Annotated in this window: 12 protein-coding genes; 8 read left to right on the top strand and 4 right to left on the bottom strand. The window is 62.2% G+C overall.

The window, feature by feature from the left end; genetic code table 11:
- Positions 1-2: 2 nt before the first annotated feature.
- Positions 3-566 (bottom strand): hypothetical protein, encoded by a 564-nt coding sequence (locus V8Z65_RS10745; RefSeq protein ID WP_338719849.1) that lies wholly within the window; start codon positions 564-566, stop codon positions 3-5.
- 191 nt (positions 567-757) lie between these two features.
- On the opposite strand from V8Z65_RS10745, the gene acs reads away from it, so the two are divergent.
- The 5 genes from acs (at position 758) to V8Z65_RS10720 (ending at position 7,354) form a co-directional block, all read left to right on the top strand.
- Positions 758-2,716 (top strand): acetate--CoA ligase, encoded by a 1,959-nt coding sequence (gene acs, locus V8Z65_RS10740; RefSeq protein ID WP_338719846.1) that lies wholly within the window; start codon positions 758-760, stop codon positions 2,714-2,716.
- 206 nt (positions 2,717-2,922) lie between these two features.
- Positions 2,923-4,005 (top strand): glycoside hydrolase family 3 N-terminal domain-containing protein, encoded by a 1,083-nt coding sequence (locus tag V8Z65_RS10735; RefSeq protein ID WP_338719844.1) that lies wholly within the window; start codon positions 2,923-2,925, stop codon positions 4,003-4,005.
- 91 nt (positions 4,006-4,096) lie between these two features.
- Positions 4,097-4,897 (top strand): UDP-2,3-diacylglucosamine diphosphatase, encoded by an 801-nt coding sequence (locus tag V8Z65_RS10730; RefSeq protein ID WP_338719842.1) that lies wholly within the window; start codon positions 4,097-4,099, stop codon positions 4,895-4,897.
- Between the two features lie 88 nt (positions 4,898-4,985).
- Entirely contained in the window at positions 4,986-6,044 is a 1,059-nt protein-coding gene (locus V8Z65_RS10725) for a glycosyltransferase family 1 protein (protein WP_338719841.1), read from the top strand.
- A gap of 110 nt (positions 6,045-6,154) precedes the next feature.
- Positions 6,155-7,354 carry an MFS transporter gene (locus V8Z65_RS10720; RefSeq protein WP_338719840.1) on the top strand — a complete coding sequence of 400 codons (1,200 nt, stop codon included), beginning with the start codon at positions 6,155-6,157 and terminating at the stop codon, positions 7,352-7,354.
- On the opposite strand, the gene V8Z65_RS10715 is transcribed toward V8Z65_RS10720, so the two are convergent.
- Together V8Z65_RS10715 and V8Z65_RS10710 are read right to left on the bottom strand one after the other, a co-directional pair.
- Complete coding sequence (locus tag V8Z65_RS10715; RefSeq protein ID WP_338719839.1) at positions 7,351-7,635, bottom strand: hypothetical protein; 285 nt, start codon at positions 7,633-7,635, stop codon at positions 7,351-7,353. The two genes, V8Z65_RS10720 and V8Z65_RS10715, sit on opposite strands and share 4 nt — an antisense overlap.
- Before the next feature lie 413 nt (positions 7,636-8,048).
- Entirely contained in the window at positions 8,049-9,113 is a 1,065-nt protein-coding gene (locus tag V8Z65_RS10710) for a heparan-alpha-glucosaminide N-acetyltransferase domain-containing protein (protein WP_338719838.1), read from the bottom strand.
- A gap of 271 nt (positions 9,114-9,384) precedes the next feature.
- On the opposite strand from V8Z65_RS10710, the gene V8Z65_RS10705 reads away from it, so the two are divergent.
- Positions 9,385-9,975 carry a TetR/AcrR family transcriptional regulator gene (locus tag V8Z65_RS10705; RefSeq protein ID WP_338719837.1) on the top strand — a complete coding sequence of 197 codons (591 nt, stop codon included), beginning with the start codon at positions 9,385-9,387 and terminating at the stop codon, positions 9,973-9,975.
- A gap of 126 nt (positions 9,976-10,101) precedes the next feature.
- Here the strand turns inward: V8Z65_RS10705 and V8Z65_RS10700 are convergent, their stop codons facing one another.
- Positions 10,102-15,261 carry a hypothetical protein gene (locus V8Z65_RS10700; protein ID WP_338719836.1) on the bottom strand — a complete coding sequence of 1,720 codons (5,160 nt, stop codon included), beginning with the start codon at positions 15,259-15,261 and terminating at the stop codon, positions 10,102-10,104.
- Positions 15,262-15,614: 353 nt separating this feature from the next.
- Here V8Z65_RS10700 and V8Z65_RS10695 point away from each other — a divergent pair, with 353 nt between their 5' ends.
- Both V8Z65_RS10695 and V8Z65_RS10690 read left to right on the top strand, forming a co-directional pair.
- Positions 15,615-16,004 carry an Hpt domain-containing protein gene (locus tag V8Z65_RS10695; RefSeq protein ID WP_338719835.1) on the top strand — a complete coding sequence of 130 codons (390 nt, stop codon included), beginning with the start codon at positions 15,615-15,617 and terminating at the stop codon, positions 16,002-16,004.
- A 210-nt stretch (positions 16,005-16,214) separates the two neighbouring features.
- Positions 16,215-16,952, top strand: a complete 738-nt coding sequence (locus V8Z65_RS10690; RefSeq protein ID WP_338719834.1) for a nucleotidyltransferase domain-containing protein — start codon at positions 16,215-16,217, stop codon at positions 16,950-16,952.
- The last annotated feature ends 21 nt before the right edge of the window (positions 16,953-16,973 follow it).

Here is a 16,973-nt window from a genome sequence, read left to right as displayed (position 1 = left end):
AATCAGCCGCCCACCAGCGTTTTGAGTCGCTTTTTCAGCTGCCCCAGCCGTCCCACATAGCCGCTGTCGTATGGCGCATCGGTGCGCGTGTAGAACTTTTCGATCAGCAGATAATCCTGGCCGAAAATGTGCTGCTTGAGCAGCACCGTCTCGGTATAGCCATACCGCTTGAGCAGCATGCGGGCGACGTCGTTTTCCGGCCGGACGAAGGTATAGGCCTTGTGGAAGCGGGTGTTGTCCCAATGCGCATCAAATTCGCGCATGCCAAACAGCGCCAGCTTGGATTGGCGATGGGACGGGAAGACCCAGCTCCAATATCGAAAGATGGCGCCCAGTTCAGGGCCTGACACCATAGCGCCCCCGGGTACGCCATCGGCACACATCAGCATGATGTGCCAGGGATCGATCGACATGAGGCCCTTGAGAAAGGTCTTGTTGAGGCGACCCGCCTCATATTGCTTGAAATGATCGCTATAGTGCGGCGAGCTGTGGATTACGTCCGTAAGCTCCCGATGCACGAGGTCGAGGTCCGCGAGAGTTGCGGCCCGAATGGTCATTTCTGCCATAAGCTGTTCCCTCCGGCGGCCGGCACATGGCGCCCTTGCCGTAAGCTAGTGCAAAGCGGTTAACGTCCAGTGCCCTGCCATTTCGGCATATCCCCATGCCGTAAATACCTAATAAGTCGCAGGTACTGGGCCTTGCCGCCTTGCTGGCGGAACATTAGAACGGATGCCGGGAGAGATAAGGGAGGAAGACGATGAGCGACCAGCTCTTATTCCAGCCAAGCGCGGCCGCGATCGCGCGCACCCATACAACGGCCGAGCAATATGATGCGCTTTACCAGCGCTCCATCCAGGATCCGGACGGGTTCTGGGCCGAGCAGGCCAAGCGCTTGGATTGGGTGACTTTCCCCACCAAGATCAAGAACACCACGTTCGAATATCCCAATGTGTCGATCAAATGGTTCGAGGATGGGGTGCTCAATGTTGCAGCCAATTGCATCGACAGGCACCTGGCCGAGCATGGCGACGATATCGCCATCATCTGGGAACCCGATAATCCCAATGATCAGGCTGAGTACATCTCCTATCGCACGCTGCACGAAAAGGTCTGCCGCTGCGCCAATGTGCTCAAGTCGTTGGGTGTGAAGAAGGGCGACCGCGTTACCATCTACTTGCCCATGATCCCGCAGGCGGCCTATGCCATGCTGGCCTGTGCGCGTATCGGCGCGGTGCATTCGGTGGTGTTCGGCGGCTTTTCGCCCGATTCGCTGGCTGGCCGCATCAATGACTGCGACTCAGCTGTGGTTATCACCGCAGACGAAGGCCGTCGCGGCGGCAAGACTGTGCCGCTCAAGGCCAATGTCGATAAGGCGCTGGAGGATTGTCCCGGCGTCTCCAAGGTTCTGGTGGTGCACAATACCGGCGCCGACGTGCCGATGAAGGGCAGCCGCGATGTGTGGTGGCACGAGGCCGCTGCCGGCGTCGAACCGTTCCACGATCCTGAGCCGATGAATGCGGAAGATCCTCTGTTCATCCTTTATACCTCTGGTTCCACCGGCAAGCCCAAAGGCGTCCTGCACACCCAGGGCGGCTATCTCACCTACGCGTCCCTTACACACGAGCTCAGCTTCGATTATCGCAAAGGCGACGTTTTCTGGTGTACGGCCGATGTGGGCTGGATCACGGGCCACAGCTATATCGTCTATGGTCCGCTGGCCAATGGTGCGACCACGGTGATGTTCGAGGGCATCCCCTCCTGGCCCGATGCCAGCCGCTTTTGGCAGGTGGTGGAGCGTCACAAGGTCAACATTTTCCACACCGCGCCGACGGCCATCCGCGCGCTGATGGGGGCGGGGGCCGAATATGTCGAAAAGCACGACATGCCCTCGCTGCGCCTGCTTGGCACGGTGGGCGAGCCAATCAATCCCGAAGCCTGGCTCTGGTACTATAACAAGGTGGGCAAGGGCCGCTGCGAGATTGTCGACGCCTGGTGGCAGACCGAAACCGGCGGGCACATGATTGCCCCGTTCCCGGGTGCGATCGCAACCAAGCCGGGCTCGGCGACGAAACCCTTCTTCGGCATTCAGCCGGAAGTGCTCTCCCCAGAGGGCAAGGTGCAGGAGCAGACCAAGGCCGAGGCCGAGGGTGTGCTAGTCATCAAGGATAGCTGGCCCAGCCAAGCCCGCACGATCTGGGGTGACCATGGCCGCTTCGTCTCGACCTATTTCGAGACCTATAAGGGCAATTATTTCACCGGCGATGGCTGCCGGCGCGACGAAGACGGCTATTACTGGATTACCGGCCGCGTCGATGACGTACTCAATGTCTCCGGGCACCGGCTGGGAACGGCCGAGGTCGAAAGCGCGCTGGTGGCGCATCCGAAAGTCTCCGAGGCCGCCGTTGTGGGCTTTCCGCACGACATCAAGGGACAGGGCATCTATTGCTATGTGACGCTGATGGCGGGCGAGACCAGCAGCGACGAACTGCGCGTCGAGCTGCGCAACTGGGTCCGCAAGGAGATAGGGCCGATTGCGTCGCCGGACTTCATTCAATGGGCGCCGGGTCTGCCCAAGACCCGTTCGGGCAAGATCATGCGCCGCATTCTGCGCAAGGTGGCCGAGAACGAATTCGGCTCTCTGGGTGACACATCGACCTTGGCCGACCCTTCGGTGGTGGATGATCTGATCGCCAACCGCCAGAACAAGCCCGCCTAGCACCAAGTGGGCGGTGGGCAATGGTCCACCGCCCACTTGTCGGACGGCGACGCCGAAGAGAGCCGCACGTCGGGCCCTTTGTCCGTCGGACCGGACAGCGACGCGATCGGGCGCGGGGCAACCGCGTCTTGGTCGGCAAAGGTTCATTGTCTTGCCGCCATTTGCTCGGCAATCTGCGAGCCCGATTCCCTGGCAGGTGAGTGTCCGTGCTGCGTTTTATCATTGTCCTATGCACCTTGCCCTGGCTGACAGTGCCCGCGTCTGCAACGACGCTGGCAGAAATGGCCGGACAGATGATCATCGTGGGCTTTGAGGGCGACGGGCCGAAAGACGCCGGTGTTCGCGCCGTGGCCAGCGATCTGGCGGCGGGACGACTGGGTGGCGTCATGTATCTTAAAAAGAACGTGACCAGCCTCGAGACCGTGCGGGAAATGAATACCCTGTTCCGGGAGGCGGCACCGGACCTGGCGCCCTTCATCACGCTGGACCAGGAAGGCGGGGCGGTGGAGCGGCTGACACGGGATGTCGGATTTGCCGAGATCCCGAATGCGGCCACGGTGGCCGCCCGCAATACGCCGGAACAGGCAGAGACGCTCTATTTGCGCATGGCCTGGGGCGTTGCCGAACAAGGGTTTTCGGTGAATTTCGGCCCTGTTGCCGATCTCAATTCCAATCCGGAGAACCAGATCATCGCCCGGTTCGGGCGTGCGTTTTCTGACGATGCTGAACTGGTGACGGCATACGATGCGGCCTTCATCCGAGCCCATCATGCGGCGGGCCTGGTGACGGCGCTCAAGCATTTCCCCGGTCATGGTTCCTCGACGGCTGATAGCCATGAGGGTTTTGTCGATATCACGCGAAGCTGGGATCCGGCGGAGCTGGAGCCTTATCGTGCCTTGATCGACCAAGGCCTCGTAGACATGGTCATGGTGGGACATCTTTATCACGCGGATTATGCCGAGGGTGATGCGCAGACGCCGTCCTCGCTTTCCAGGCGCTGGATCGATGGTGTGCTGCGCGGCGAACTGGGCTTTGACGGCGTGGTCATCAGCGACGACCTGGAGATGGGCGCCATTCGCGACCATTTCTCGTTGCAAGATACGGTTGTCATGGCGGTGCGGGCGGGCATGGATATTCTGCTTTTTTCCAACACGGCAGATTACCGGCCGGGCCTGGCGCAGGAGGTGTTGAACATCCTGCTGGCCGAGGCGGCGTCCGATCCGACCTTTGCGGCACGGATTGCCCAGAGCTATGACCGTATCGTCGCACTCAAAGCCCGCATGCATTGAGCACACTTTCCCCGGTTTTCTCCGACCTTGTGTTTTCAGCGTCGTGCACAGCCGGTAAGATGACTTTCCGTGATGAGGAGACCCCAAACTGATGTCGGAAGGTCGCGAGATCAGGCACGTTCGGGCGCTTTTCCTGTCCGATGTGCATCTTGGCATGAAGCCGATCCGCAGCGCGCAACTGGCCGAATTTCTGCGCGCGCATGATGCCGAGACCATCTATCTGGTCGGCGATATTCTCGATGGCTGGCGGCTGGCCAAGCAGTGGCACTGGCCGGCGCAGTATAACGAACTGGTCCAGCTCTTGCTCGACAAGGCGACGGCGGGTACGCGGATCGTCTATCTGCCGGGCAATCATGACGAGTTCCTGCGCGAATATCTGGGCACCTATTTCGGCGAGATCGAGCTGGTGGACAGGACGATCCACACTTCGGCGACCGGCAAGACTTATCTGGTCATCCATGGCGATCAGTTTGACGTGGTGGTGATGAACGCCAAGTGGCTCGCCCATGTCGGGGACTGGGCCTATAACGCGGCGCTGCGGGTCAATATCGCCATCAATTGGGTGCGCCGGCGGCTGGGGCTGCAATATTGGTCGCTCAGTGCCTGGGCCAAGCAGAAGGTCAAGAATGCCGTTTCGGTCATTGGCCGCTTCGAGGAGGCCCTGGTGCATGAAGCCAAGGAAAGCGGCGTGGATGGTGTGATCTGCGGCCATATTCACTTCGCAGACATCCATGACCGGCTGGGCATCCAATACATTAATACCGGCGACTGGGTGGAAAGCTGTACGGCCATTGTCGAGAATCACGATGGCCAGTTTGAGCTGATCAAGTGGACGGAGATGGTGACCGGCGAGGGTCGCAAGCAGAAATTGCGTCACGTTTCCGGGCAGTAACGCCGTCAATTGACCGTCACCTTCTCGTCACGGGCGCGACGCGCAAGTCGTGCACCATCATGGCATTGCGAGCAATCGTGGTGCTGCCATGTATATCGACCCCGGACTGACCAGTCGTCGTATCCTGATCGTCACCGATGCGTGGCGACCGCAGATCAATGGTGTTGTCCGCACATTGGAGAGTCTGGCCGGACAGTTGCGGCAATGGGGGCATGAGGTCAGCTTTCTGACGCCGGAGCCATTCTGGACCGTTCCGGTGCCGACTTATCCTGAAATCAGGCTGTCGCTGGCGTCGCGACGGGCTGTCTTTCTGACTATGGCCCGTTCCAGGGCGCATCATATCCATATCGCCACGGAGGGACCGCTGGGGCTTTTGGCGCGACGCTATTGCCTGGAACGGGGCAAGGCCTTCACCACCAGCTTTCACACGCGCTTTCCCGAATATGCTGCCGCGCGGCTGCCAGTGCCCGAAGAGTGGAGCTATGGCTATCTGCGCTGGTTCCACGATCCGGCGATCAGGACGATGGTGCCAACACCCTCGCTACGTGAGGAATTGCGCGGCCATGGCTTTTCCCATCTGAGCCTTTGGGGCAGGGGCGTGGATGGGGTGCGTTTCCATCCGGGCGAAAAAACCATGTTCACCGATCTGCCTGGTCCGCATCTGCTCTATGTCGGGCGTATCTCGGCGGAAAAGAATGTGGCGGCCTTTCTGGCCCTTGACGTGCCGGGCACCAAGATCGTTGTCGGCGATGGGCCGGACAGGGTGCATCTGGAGCGGCTGCATCCGCGGGTGCATTTCATCGGCTATCTGCATGGCGAGGCATTGGCTGCTGCCTATCGCAGCGCCGATGTGTTCGTCTTTCCCAGCCGCACCGATACATTTGGCAATGTGCTGACCGAAGCCCTGGCCTCGGGCACACCGGTGGCGGCCTATCCGGTGACCGGGCCGCGCGACGTGGTGACCGATCCGCGGGCAGGGTCGCTGAGTGAAGACCTCGGTGCTGCGGTGCGCCGGTCGCTGATGCTGGAGCGGTCCCATGCCAGGGCGCTGGGTGAGCAATTCACCTGGGCGGCCAGCGCGAAACAATTCATCTCCGGCCTGACGCCGGCGACAGTGCGGCAGCATTCTCTCGCGCAGGTCGGGTAGGCCGGGTGAAGGGATAGAAATGTCAGACAAGTGCGAATTGGCCTTGCCTCGGACGCGCTTCCGAGGCAGTTGAGGGCACGCGGCGCCGTTTTGCGCCGGGAGTTCTTTTCATGTCGTCGGTTCTTTCGCGCTTGGATTCCCCCGAGCTGCGCGCATCCATTTATCAGTTTACCGTTTATCTGCCGGGCGGTGTGGCCTCGGTCTTTCTGGGCATCTGGCTCAGCGAGCACGGCATTCCGGCCGACCAGATCGGCGTTATCAACGCCTTGCCGACCCTGTTGCTCTTGCTGCTCAACATGATTGTGGGCCGTGTTGCCGACAAGGCCGATGACTGGCGCACGGCGCTGATCGGCATTTCCATCGTTTCGGCGCTGACGGCATTGCCGATGTATTTCGTGTCCGAATTCTGGGGCATCCTGCTGATCTGGGGGCTTTGCGCTTCGAGCAATGGGCTGGTTGCGCCGGTGATCGATGCGGCCACGGTGCGGATGACGCGCCGAAATGGCACCGATTTCGGCGTCATCCGCGCCTGGGCCACGGTGGGCTATGTGGTTGGCGCCGGGGGACTGGGGCTGTTCCTCAACGCCCTGGGTTCGGGGGCATTTGTCACGCTCTATGTGGTGATGGTGGTGGCGCGAGCGGGCCTGGCTTTCCTGCTGCCCCGGTTCCGGGCGCCAAAGCCACAGGTGACGCTGGCCGATGCCGCGCCCGGCGCGGTCGCTCAGCCGAGCCGGCTCAAGGATGCGCTCCAACCCTGGTTCGTGCTGCCGCTCCTGGCCTTTGCGCTGGTCAATTCCTCCAATGCTGTGATTGGCGGGTTCGGCGCGCTGCTCTGGCATGAAAACGGCATTCCGAGCTATTTTCTCGGGCCGCTGCTGGGCTTTGCCGCAGTGGGCGAGGCGGTGTTGATGTTTGTCTGGCGGCGGTTCGGCGGGCGCGTGACGGCGCGTAACATGATCCTGGTGGGCGCTATTGCCGGTTTGATCCGCTTCACCATCATGGCCTTTAACCCGCCGGTGGAAGTGCTGTTCCTCACCCAATCGCTGCATGCTTTCAGCTTTGGCATGGGCTATTTCGGCGTCGTGCACTTCATCGCCAACTGGACCAATGAGGCCAATGCCGCCGAAGCGCAGGGCTTTGCCAATATGCTCAATATGGCCATGGCCATGGCGGCGCTGACCGTGTTCGGCGTGCTGGTCGAGCATTTCGGCGCCTACGCATTTTTCTATTCGACCCTGACCTCGCTGCTGGCTATTGGCTGCGTATTGTGGTCGCTCAAGATGCGTCCACCCAAATCGTTGGCGGGCTAGGGCACTTCTGGTCGGTTCCGTGCATTTGAGTGGCCGTGATTGCGCGCCGCCCGGCCCTGAGGCGTCGCGGTTGCACGGTGAAAAGCGGCTTTCGCCTCGGTTAAATTAAAGAAGAGGCGAAAGCCGCTTCCCACGAACAGGATTTCGGACGCATGCATCGAGCGGCCCCCTTGCGGGTTGCTCATCCCATCCACGAGCGGCGCAGACTTTTGGCCCGGATGCCGAAACATCCATCGCCGCCTGTTGCCGTTCGCTTCAGTTGAGCGACCGGTGGTCAGCATACACGCCTCCGCCCGATCGACACCGTGCGGCCTGCCTCCTCACCCGGCACTTCGTCGGTACCGCGTGTTGTCGGTGAGAACGGGGACAGTATGTGGGAGGTTTTGGGGGCGGGGATTAGTTGGATAAGTGCAGACCCCAATCGCGGGAATGTCGCGCTCGGGCTTGACCCGAGGGGGGCACTTTGGGTTCACCGTCGGACTATGACACGGCAAGTGTAGTGCCCTCGGGTCGCGCCCGAGGGCGACGCGGTGGGGTGTTGGGAGGGAATAAACGGGCATTCCATCGAGTTCCGACCCCGCGGACTGCTCGACACCCACCTTGCTCGGTGCCGAATTCTATCTCGGCCAAGCCGTTCGAGCGCAGCCCTCACCGTCGTCCTGGCTGATGCGGTTCCATATGCGGCGCCTAGACCCTAGCCTGCAATCCTTCGCATTAACTCCTCAATCGGTCCGCGTATGAACCATCGATTCCAGATCATGGCATAGGCCGTGGCCAGCAAACAGAAAATGGCGGACGCGGCGACGGCCTGCTCAATAGTTTGTTCGCCGAGCATGCCAAGCGCCTGGAGTGCGCCCATGCCGAGAACAATATGTGCGATATAGAGCGTTAGGCTCTGCCGTCCGGCCGGTGTGACAAGGCGAAGAATGCCGATCGAGCCGAGCCAGTCAGAAATCAACAAACAGCCGCCTGTGACCATGGATGCGGCGCCAATTCCTGCCAGCGTATAGAGCGGCATCGGAGGGACCGGCTTTGTCGTCGCCAGCGCCGCAAGTTCAGGAGCCAGTTGAGCAAGCTGAGGGGTCAGCCAGGCGCTACACAATTCGGCAATCGCGAGCGCGAGCCCGCCTCCGATCAACAACCTCAACTGGATTGTGCGTTGCGAGAGCTGAAGCCGGCTCAGGACGATGCCGAAGAGCATGAAGCCAAGCCACGGAACCACGGGGTGCCAGCCGTTGAAGAACAGATTGCGGACGAAGCCAATGGGCGTCCAGAACCCTTCATAGGTGTAATTGGTCCAGTTCCATCCAGCGTCGTAGTTCAGGATGAAAATCAGGATGACGAACAAGGCGTTCAGTACAACGATGACACCAAGTAGCATCCACGAGCCGACCCGCAACAGGAGCGCCCCAAACAGGAAGTACAAGGCGTAATAGTGCAGAATGTCCGCTTCGAATATCGTTGCATTGAGCAGACCGAGAGCCAGGAGGAACAGCGCGCGCTTGATCGTGACGGACACTGTTTGGTCAAGGCGCTTTTGGCCAGCCAGTCCAAGTCCGATCCCGGCCAGCACGACAAAGGTCGCCGCTGCGCGGCCTTCCAAGGCACTCGTCAGCATCTTGAGCAATTCGGCGCCCTGGTTAGCGCCCATCGCCAGGCTGAAATTGACGGTCACCATTCCCACAAAGGCGATGTAGCGAGCAAGATCGAGGCCCTCAAGCCGACTGCCTGACTGGATCGACAAAGCATTCTCCTTCATTGCGCTTCCCGCTCTTGATCGTCCGTTCTATGGTCTGCACTCGCCAATGACCTCCCCAGCGCAGACCACCAGTACCCGGTGATCGGTCTCCAGAGCGGTCGGCACAATCGAGCCATGACGCCCATTGCGAAGGTTCGCAAATCCGGGAGGCCGGACAGATGAGGAGCAAAGCCTTTTGAATTGTTGTGATTCTGCCGATATACGGGATATCAAATCAACATGAACGAACGATCGTTCAGTTTCTATTTGCCGGAACTCGGAGTGTCAAGCCTTGGCTGAACGCGGCAAAGCCCACCATCCTCGAAAGCTGGAAATCGTCCATGCAGCCGTGGCCTGCTTTCTTGAGCGCGGCTATCACCAGACGGGCGTGCGGGACATCGCGACGCGAGCGGGTATCAGTCTGGGCAATCTCTATAACCACTTCGCCGGCAAGGACGCGGTTCTGGTCTTCATCGCGGAGATGGAGGGGGAGGAGCTGTCCGGCTTCATCGATCTGCTCTCGGAGCCAGACAGTCCGAAGGACGCTTTAGAGAGGTTCATTGAACGCTATGCCGTCTGGTCTGCGACACCTGAAAACGCGCTGCTGGGCATCGAGATTTTGACAGAGGCCCTACGTAATCCGCCTATAGCCGAGGTCTTTGAAAAGAACCGCAATCGCTTGATTGACGCAATCGTCGCCTGCCTGGGCAGGGGCGTTCAATCGGGGGTGTTCTCCGCGGAGAACGACCCGCGCGAAGCAGCTTTGTTGATTTTGGATGGTCTGGAGGGGTATGGGCTGCGGGCGGTATCCGGCGGTGCACCAAGCCAGAAGAGCGCCGGGAGCATAAAGAATCTTATTTTCAACGGGCTGGCGGCAGGCTGAGACGCCAGGCGTGCAGGCTGCTGCTGGACGTTTTGCCATGCCAATTGCCGAACCTTCCGACACCCGCTGAAACGACAAAGGCCCCGGATTGCTCTGGGGCCTTTTCATGTCTGGTTGCGGAAAACCTTAGCCGAGGCGGCCGCTGGCGTGGGCGAGGGTGGTGTAGACCTTGCCCTTGTCCGAGAGCAGGTATTCGCGGGTTTCGGCGGCCGGGTTGGGACCGGCGGCGGCGCGTTTGAGGAGTTGCTCGAACTCGCTCATATAGGCTTGGGCCGTGCGGGCAAAGTCGGCGTCGCGCTGGATGCGCTTGCGCACTTCGTCATAGGTGCCCTGACCGGTAAGCGTGTAGATGCGGCGGGTGAAGACATTGCTTTCGCCGGCCTGGTAGCGGGCCCAGGCTTCGCCCAGGGCCGCATCGTCGATGGAGCGAGCGATCTCCTCGCTGAGTCCGGAGAGGGCTTGCGGGGCCGCGCCGCCAGCCTGCTTGGCCGACGCATTGCGCAGCACATCGCGGAGCCAGCCGCCACCTTCGGCTTCGGCGGGTTGACGCGGGGCGGCGGCAGCAGGGGCGGGGGCCGCCTGTTGCGGTGCCGGGGCAGGAGCCGGTACCGGCTGCTCGACGACAGTGGCCGAGCGGATCGGGTCGACCAGCGTCTGGCGCGGGGCCTCGGCGCGATAGGTATCGCGCGGCGGTTCGGCCTGGCGCGGCGGCGGCTGATAGGCCGGGGGTTCGGGCGAACGCTGGGCGCGCTGGGGAGCGCGGCGGTCGGTCAGGTCGTGGCTGGCCGGCTGCGAACGGACAATGGCGTTGAGTTCGCTGAGGGCCTCGATCTGCTCGGCCACAACGCGACGCATGGCGGCGGCGCTGGCGCGGGTTTCCTCGGGCAGCTCGTTGACGCCGCGCGCCAGTTCGGCACGGGTGGATTCGAGTTCGCTGCCCACTTCGCGGGCCGTTTCGCGCATGGCGTGCGCCGTATCGGCAAAGCGCCGCGTGGCGTCCTCAATGGCACGTTGCATCTCGGCAACCATGCGCTGCTGGGCCTCTTGCAGGGCCTGGTTGGCGCGGCGGCCTTCGGTATCGGCAACCTCGTGGAACTCGCCCAGCTTGCCGGTGACTTCGCCGGTGGTCTCGTCCAGTGCGCGGCGCAGTTGGCCGGTATTGGAGGCGATGGCATTGCGCACGGAACTGGTGGAGTCCGAAATGGTGTCGGCGAGCGAACTGGTGGTTGAGGTGAGCACATCGGTGACGCTGCCCGCGGTCGAGGCGAGAACGTCGCTGACCCGGTTCGCATTGTCTTCGAGGGCCGTATTGACCTGATTGGACTGCTCGGAAAGGGCCATGCGGACCGACTGCGAAGTCTGGTTGAGCGCTGCGGCGGCGGCCTCGGCGGCACGCTGCACGGCGCTATCCATTTGCGAGACATTGCCCTGAAGCGCGGTGGAGAAGCGCTCATTATTGGCATAGAGCGCGTTGGTGACGCTATTGGCGTTCTGCTCGAGCGCTTCGGTGACGGTTGCCGTGGTCTGGTTCAGGGCGTCGGTGACCGAATGGGAGGTGGCGTTGAGCGCTTCGTCCATGGCACGGCGGGCGCCGATCAGGCGGCGTTCGGTGTCGTTGACTGTGTCGGCAATCGATTGAGCGAAGAGACGCATGCGGCCATCGATATCGTCGGCGCGGGCGGCAAAGCTCTGGGCCAGGGCGTCCATGGCGCCACGGCGATCCTCGAGATTTTCCAGCGCATTGGAGCTGGAGGCATCGAGCGTCTGGGCGGCCTGGGTGAGGCCGGCGGCTTCGGCATCGAGGCGGCCGAGCATGGAGGAGAATTGTTCGACCATGCCGGCAATGGTTGCCTGCAGGGCGCCCACATGCTGGGTGACCATGGTGCCGGCCTGTTCGGTCTGGCCCATGGCTTCGCGCATGGTGTTGGAATAGTTCGCGGTCTGCTGGGCAACGCTGGTTTCCAGGCTGGCTAGATTGGCGGTCGAGGCATCGAGCACGCGCTGCAGCAGCAGGTTGGAATCGTTGAGCTTGTTCAGCGCATTGGTGACATCGCTGAGGATGCGCGAGGTGGAGACCGACATGATCTCCTCGGCCTCGCGGGCGTTTTCGCCCAGAGCATCGCGCAACAGATTGCCGTGGCTGGCCAAGGCAGTCTGCAACTGGGCCGATTTCTCGTTGACCAGATTGGCGAACTGGCTGGTCTGCTCCTCGACCGACTGATTGATGGTCGAAAGGCGCTCTTCGATGGCTTCGGCGGCGCCGACCGCCTTTACCGAAACGAGCTGATCGATATTGCTGGCCGCCATACGAATCTGTTCGAGCGCATTGCGAACGGCCGAATCCATGCGATTGGCCGTGCTTTCCACGTCCGAGGAAATGGCGCTGGTGGCCGCGGTGATGCGGGTGGCGATGGTTTCCTCGATACGATCGGCGCCGGCCTCGAGATCGGCCATGGACTGGGTGATCGAGGTGCTGATCGAGGCGTTGAGGGCCGCGAGGCGCTCGGCGGTGATATCGGCGCGGGCAGTGATGGCCTCGGGCAGGGTGCCCAAGCGCTGATCGACCATGTCGGCAATGGCCTTGCGGGCCGAGGTGACGCCGGTCTCGATGAGTTCGGCGGCCTGGCGGGCGCTTTCGCCCACAGTGGCGCTGGCGCTTTCGATGCGCGCGGCAACACCGGCTTCGGCATCGGAAATGCGGGCAATGGCACTATCCAGGCCGACGCCCAGGGTCTCGTTGACCTCGCCGACCTTGCCCGAAACGCGATTGGACAGGTCGTCGAGCCGGGTTTCCATGGTAGCGGTCACCTGGCGCAGTGAACCTTCGATGCTGTCGCGGGCCTTGGCGCCCTGCTGTTCGAGCGTTTCGGCCAGTTCGCTGGTATGCAGGCCGATGGTTTCGCCAATCGAGGCCGTATGGGTGGCCAGGGTGTCGGACAGGGCCTGAGTGCGCGCGCCCAGGGCGTCGGAAAGCTGCTGGGTGCGGGTGTTGACGGCGCTGGCCAGTTCCTGGGTGCGTTCATCCAGCTTGCCGACAAGCAGGCCGGTGCGTTCGTCGATTTGACCGGCAAAGTCGGCCGTGCGTGTCTCCAGTTCCAGCGAGAGTGCATTGGTGCGCTCGGAAATGGTGTCGCCAAGCGTCTGTGTGGTCTGGCTCAGCGTTTCCTGGAAATGCTGGGTCTGGCTGGACAGGGTATCGGCCATGCGCTGAGTGCGGCCGGCAATGGCCTGGTCGAATGTCTGCGTGCCGGCGGCCAGCGTATCGCCAAGCTCCTGGGACCGCAGGCGGATGGCTTCGCTGATCTGGGCACCGCGGGAGGCCAGGGTTTCCTCCATCTCGCCGGTGCGGGCAGTAAAGGCCTCGCTGACCTCAATGGCGCGGGTGGACAGAACTTCGTCGAGCTTGCCGGCGTGGCCATCCAGACTGTCGGAAATCTCCTGGGTGCGATTGGTCAGCGTCTCGGTGATCGCCTTGGTCTTGGCGCCGATGACGTCGCTCATCTCGCGGGTGCGTTCGGCGACGATATCGTTGAAGCGGCCCGATTCCTCGTTGAGCGCCATTTCCAGCACATTGGCGCGGGCGGCAAAGCTCACGCCCTGCTGGTCGAGGCGCTGCACCAGGCTTTCGCCCTTGTCGCCGATGACATTGTCCAGCGCATGCAGCTTTTCATCGAGCAGACCGGTGATCTCGGTCAGGCGCGTATCGAAGAGGCTGAGCGAATCCTGACCGGCGGTGGACAGGGTGGCGCGGGCGCGTTCGGAGGTGTCGTCCAGCGCACCATTGATCTCGATGATCGCCGATTGCAGGCGGCTGTCGAGCGCGTTGAGCTGGATCGAAACGGATTCGTCGAGCTGGCGGGTGAGGGTGGCCAGCAGCAATTCGGCTTCGGTGGCGCGGCCGCTGATATCGCCGGAAACCCGGGCGCCGATGGAAGCCAGCGCCTCGCTGACTTCCTCGCCGCGTGCGCGCAACTGATCCAATAGCGAAGTGCCGCCGTCCGTCAGGAGGTTGGAGAGCGCCGCAGTGCGTTCGTCCAGCGCGGTGGACAGAGCGCCGGTACGCGATTCGATCAGGCCGGCAATGGAGCGGGTGCGGTCCTCAAAGGAGCCGGTCAGTGCCTCGGTGCGCTCGGCAAGCTGCTGGGTGCGCGAATCCATGGCCAGGGCAATGCTGTCGGCATGCTGATCGAGCGCCTGGCTGAGCTTGCCGATGCGGCTTTCAATACCGGCGTTGATTTCGGCGGCGCGGTCATCAAGGGACTTGCCGATGGCAGCGGCGTTATCCTCAAAGCTCATCGACAGGCGGCCGGTGCTGTCATCCAGAGCTCCGAGGAAGTCAGAGGTGCGATTGTCGACCAGGGCGACGAAGCCGTCAGCGCGCTCGGAGAAGCCGGTGGTAAGCGTATTGCCAGCGGTTTCCAGCGCACGGGTGAGGTTGCCGCCGCTTTCCACGATGGTGCCGGCGATGCGCTGGCTGATCATGTCGAGGTCGAAGACGAGGCCGGTATGGCTCTCGGTGATAGCCTCGCGCACGCGCTCGGTATTGGTCAGCACGCTTTCGCGCTGGCTGGCCAGCTCGGCGATCAGCGCGCGCATGCGCGATTCATTGTCCGAATAGGTGCGTTCGAGCGCAGTGACCTCGTTATGGATCATCACCTCGAGTTCGCCGGCGCGGCTGAGGGCGCGTTCCAGTCCATCGCCAAGGGCATTGACCTCGCGGCGGACGGCCTGGCCCACCGAGGCAACCTTGTCGGCGGCGGTGACCTCGGGTTCGGCCAGGCGAATGGCGGCCTGGGTGATCGAAGAGGCAGCGTTGCGCAGATCGGCGGCGCGGCGGAAGAGGGTGGCTACGGCAAAAAAGCCGAGCACCGGCACAACCATGATGGCGAGCGTGGCGACGAATTCGATGGAGCCGGCAAAGGTGCTGAAATTGGCCATCTGGGTGCCGAAGCGCATCCAGGCGACCGTGCCCACTGCCACGATCCAAACCAGCGAGAGCAGGGTTGCAAGCCAGGTCGGCGTAGCCGAGGAGCGGCTTTGCAGGCTGTAGAGAAGCTTGGAGGCCGAAATGCGATCGTCATTGGCCACGGTGCCGGCCTGCTGGGCGATGCGGTCGGCGGCGCGCAGACGTTCGGACCGGGCCGGGTCAGGCTTTTTGTCCTGCTTCTTTTCGGCGGCGGGCTGCGCCGGCGGATCCAGATTGAACACAGAGTCCTTGAGGGCATCCTCGACAGCCGAGAAGGCCAGCGCGGCCGGATCATTCTGGGGGGTCGGTTTGTTCGCCATACTCTTTACAACTCTCGCGTCGGCACTGCAGCTACACGGCGGTCTTTACGAGCAGTCATGACAGAACGGCCCTTTCCGGGCCGGTCGCCAAACCGGAACAATTCGATGCAAATGCTTCGCATTGTCCCCCCAACCCCCGCCGCCGCGCGCTGGTTCAAAGCTCATTCATACATTCAATTTTATGCAAACCGAACGGTTTCTTACCCAAAGGTTAATTTTTGGGTGGGAAACGTTAAGGAATGGACGGCCAAACAAAGGCAAAGATGTGGCTTAAGGCCCTGTTCACGTCCTCGGCCTTACCCTTGTGCACAGGGTCGCTACGGCGCCTTCCGGTGTAGTCAGGAGTAGCCAGAGTGGCGCAGAGAGCAATCGTCGAGGACGCGCGGTCCCAATCACAGCAAAAACCCGTGCGGCCCGTGGACCTGGTGCATCTGACCAAGCAATGCCTGGGGGATGAACATCTCGAGCTGGAAGTGCTGCGCCTTTTCGATACGACGCTTTCGACCTATTTCGGCCGTCTCAAGCTGGCCACGGCATTTGACGACCTGGCGATCAACCTCCATTCCATCAAGGGGGCGGCAGCCGGCGTGGGCGCCTGGGGTGTATCCGACCTGGCGGCCGGGCTCGAAAAGGATCTTCGGGCGGGACGCCCGCTGACGCCAGAGCGGATTGCCGATCTCAGTATTGCGGTGGAGGAAGTGCGTGACTTCATTGCGCGCATGCTCGTCACCCAAGAGGCCTGAGCGCGGGAATTGACCGCATACCGGGCACCCGCTAGTTTGCGCTCCATGATCAAGCTGATGACCATGAACACCATGTCCATTACCACCGCCGAGGCGGGGGCGTGGTGTCGTGTGACCTGATCATCGGATCATTTCAGGACGATACCAACCCGCCGGAAACGAGCGGGTTTTTTGTTGCCCGCCGGGTCCGCAGAACAGGACGCAAGCATCGTGGACCGCCCTCAACCCGACCTCCTGCCCAATCTTGCCATGGCCATAGCGGCCCTGGCGCTTGAAACCCGCTTTCCCGGCGCTGTCTGCGCCTTTGTGGCGGGCTCGATCATGCGCGGCCAGGGCACTGTCCGGTCCGATCTCGACCTTGTGGTGCTCTATCCGCGGCTGGATCAGGCCTGGCGCGAATCGTTCGAGAGCAATGACATGCCGGTCGAGGCCTTTGTGCAGGACCCGTCCACACTGGCGCATTACCTGGAGCAGGATGCGCAGAGCGGGCGGCCGATAATGGTCAGCATGGTGGCGGAGGGGCGCATTGTCGGTTCCGACATTGGCCTGGCTCGTCAGTTTCAGAGCCGGGCGCGGGCATTGCTGGCGACGGGCCCGCGACAGGCGGTCGATCCATGGCTGCTCTATCAGGTGTCCGACCTCGCCGACGATCTGCGTGGCCTTCGTCCCGCGAGTGAAGTCCGTGCGATAGCGGTGCAGCTCTATCCCAAGCTCGCGGACCTGATGCTGCTGGGGCGGGGGCAGTGGAGCGGCAATGGCAAATGGGTGCCGCGGCGACTGAGCATGCTCGGGCAGGAGGCGCGGGACGGGTTTGAAGCGGCCATGACCGCAGCATTTGAAGGCGATGGCGCGGCGCTTCTGGCTTTGTGCGATGCCGAGTTGGCGCGCTATGGCGGTCCGCTGTTTGACGGCTACAAGGCGCTGGGGGTGAAGTCCACACAGAGGTGAGAGTTTCGGTGCGCGGTGTTG

Source organism: Devosia sp. XK-2 (genome assembly GCF_037113415.1).
In the GTDB taxonomy this organism is placed as follows: Bacteria; Pseudomonadota; Alphaproteobacteria; order Rhizobiales; family Devosiaceae; genus Devosia.
Note: the sequence above shows the minus strand (reverse complement) of the source record. Positions and strands in the feature narration are given on the sequence as shown.

Excerpts from the sequence above, each read along its gene's own strand:
- V8Z65_RS10745 (WP_338719849.1), bottom strand. The coding sequence starts at position 566 with ATGGCAGAAATGACCATTCGGGCCGCAACTCTCGCGGACCTCGACCTC.
- acs (WP_338719846.1), top strand. The coding sequence starts at position 758 with ATGAGCGACCAGCTCTTATTCCAGCCAAGCGCGGCCGCGATCGCGCGC.
- V8Z65_RS10730 (WP_338719842.1), top strand. The coding sequence starts at position 4,097 with ATGTCGGAAGGTCGCGAGATCAGGCACGTTCGGGCGCTTTTCCTGTCC.
- V8Z65_RS10725 (WP_338719841.1), top strand. The coding sequence starts at position 4,986 with ATGTATATCGACCCCGGACTGACCAGTCGTCGTATCCTGATCGTCACC.
- V8Z65_RS10720 (WP_338719840.1), top strand. The coding sequence starts at position 6,155 with ATGTCGTCGGTTCTTTCGCGCTTGGATTCCCCCGAGCTGCGCGCATCC.
- V8Z65_RS10715 (WP_338719839.1), bottom strand. The coding sequence starts at position 7,635 with ATGCTGACCACCGGTCGCTCAACTGAAGCGAACGGCAACAGGCGGCGA.
- V8Z65_RS10710 (WP_338719838.1), bottom strand. The coding sequence starts at position 9,113 with ATGAAGGAGAATGCTTTGTCGATCCAGTCAGGCAGTCGGCTTGAGGGC.
- V8Z65_RS10700 (WP_338719836.1), bottom strand. The coding sequence starts at position 15,261 with ATGGCGAACAAACCGACCCCCCAGAATGATCCGGCCGCGCTGGCCTTC.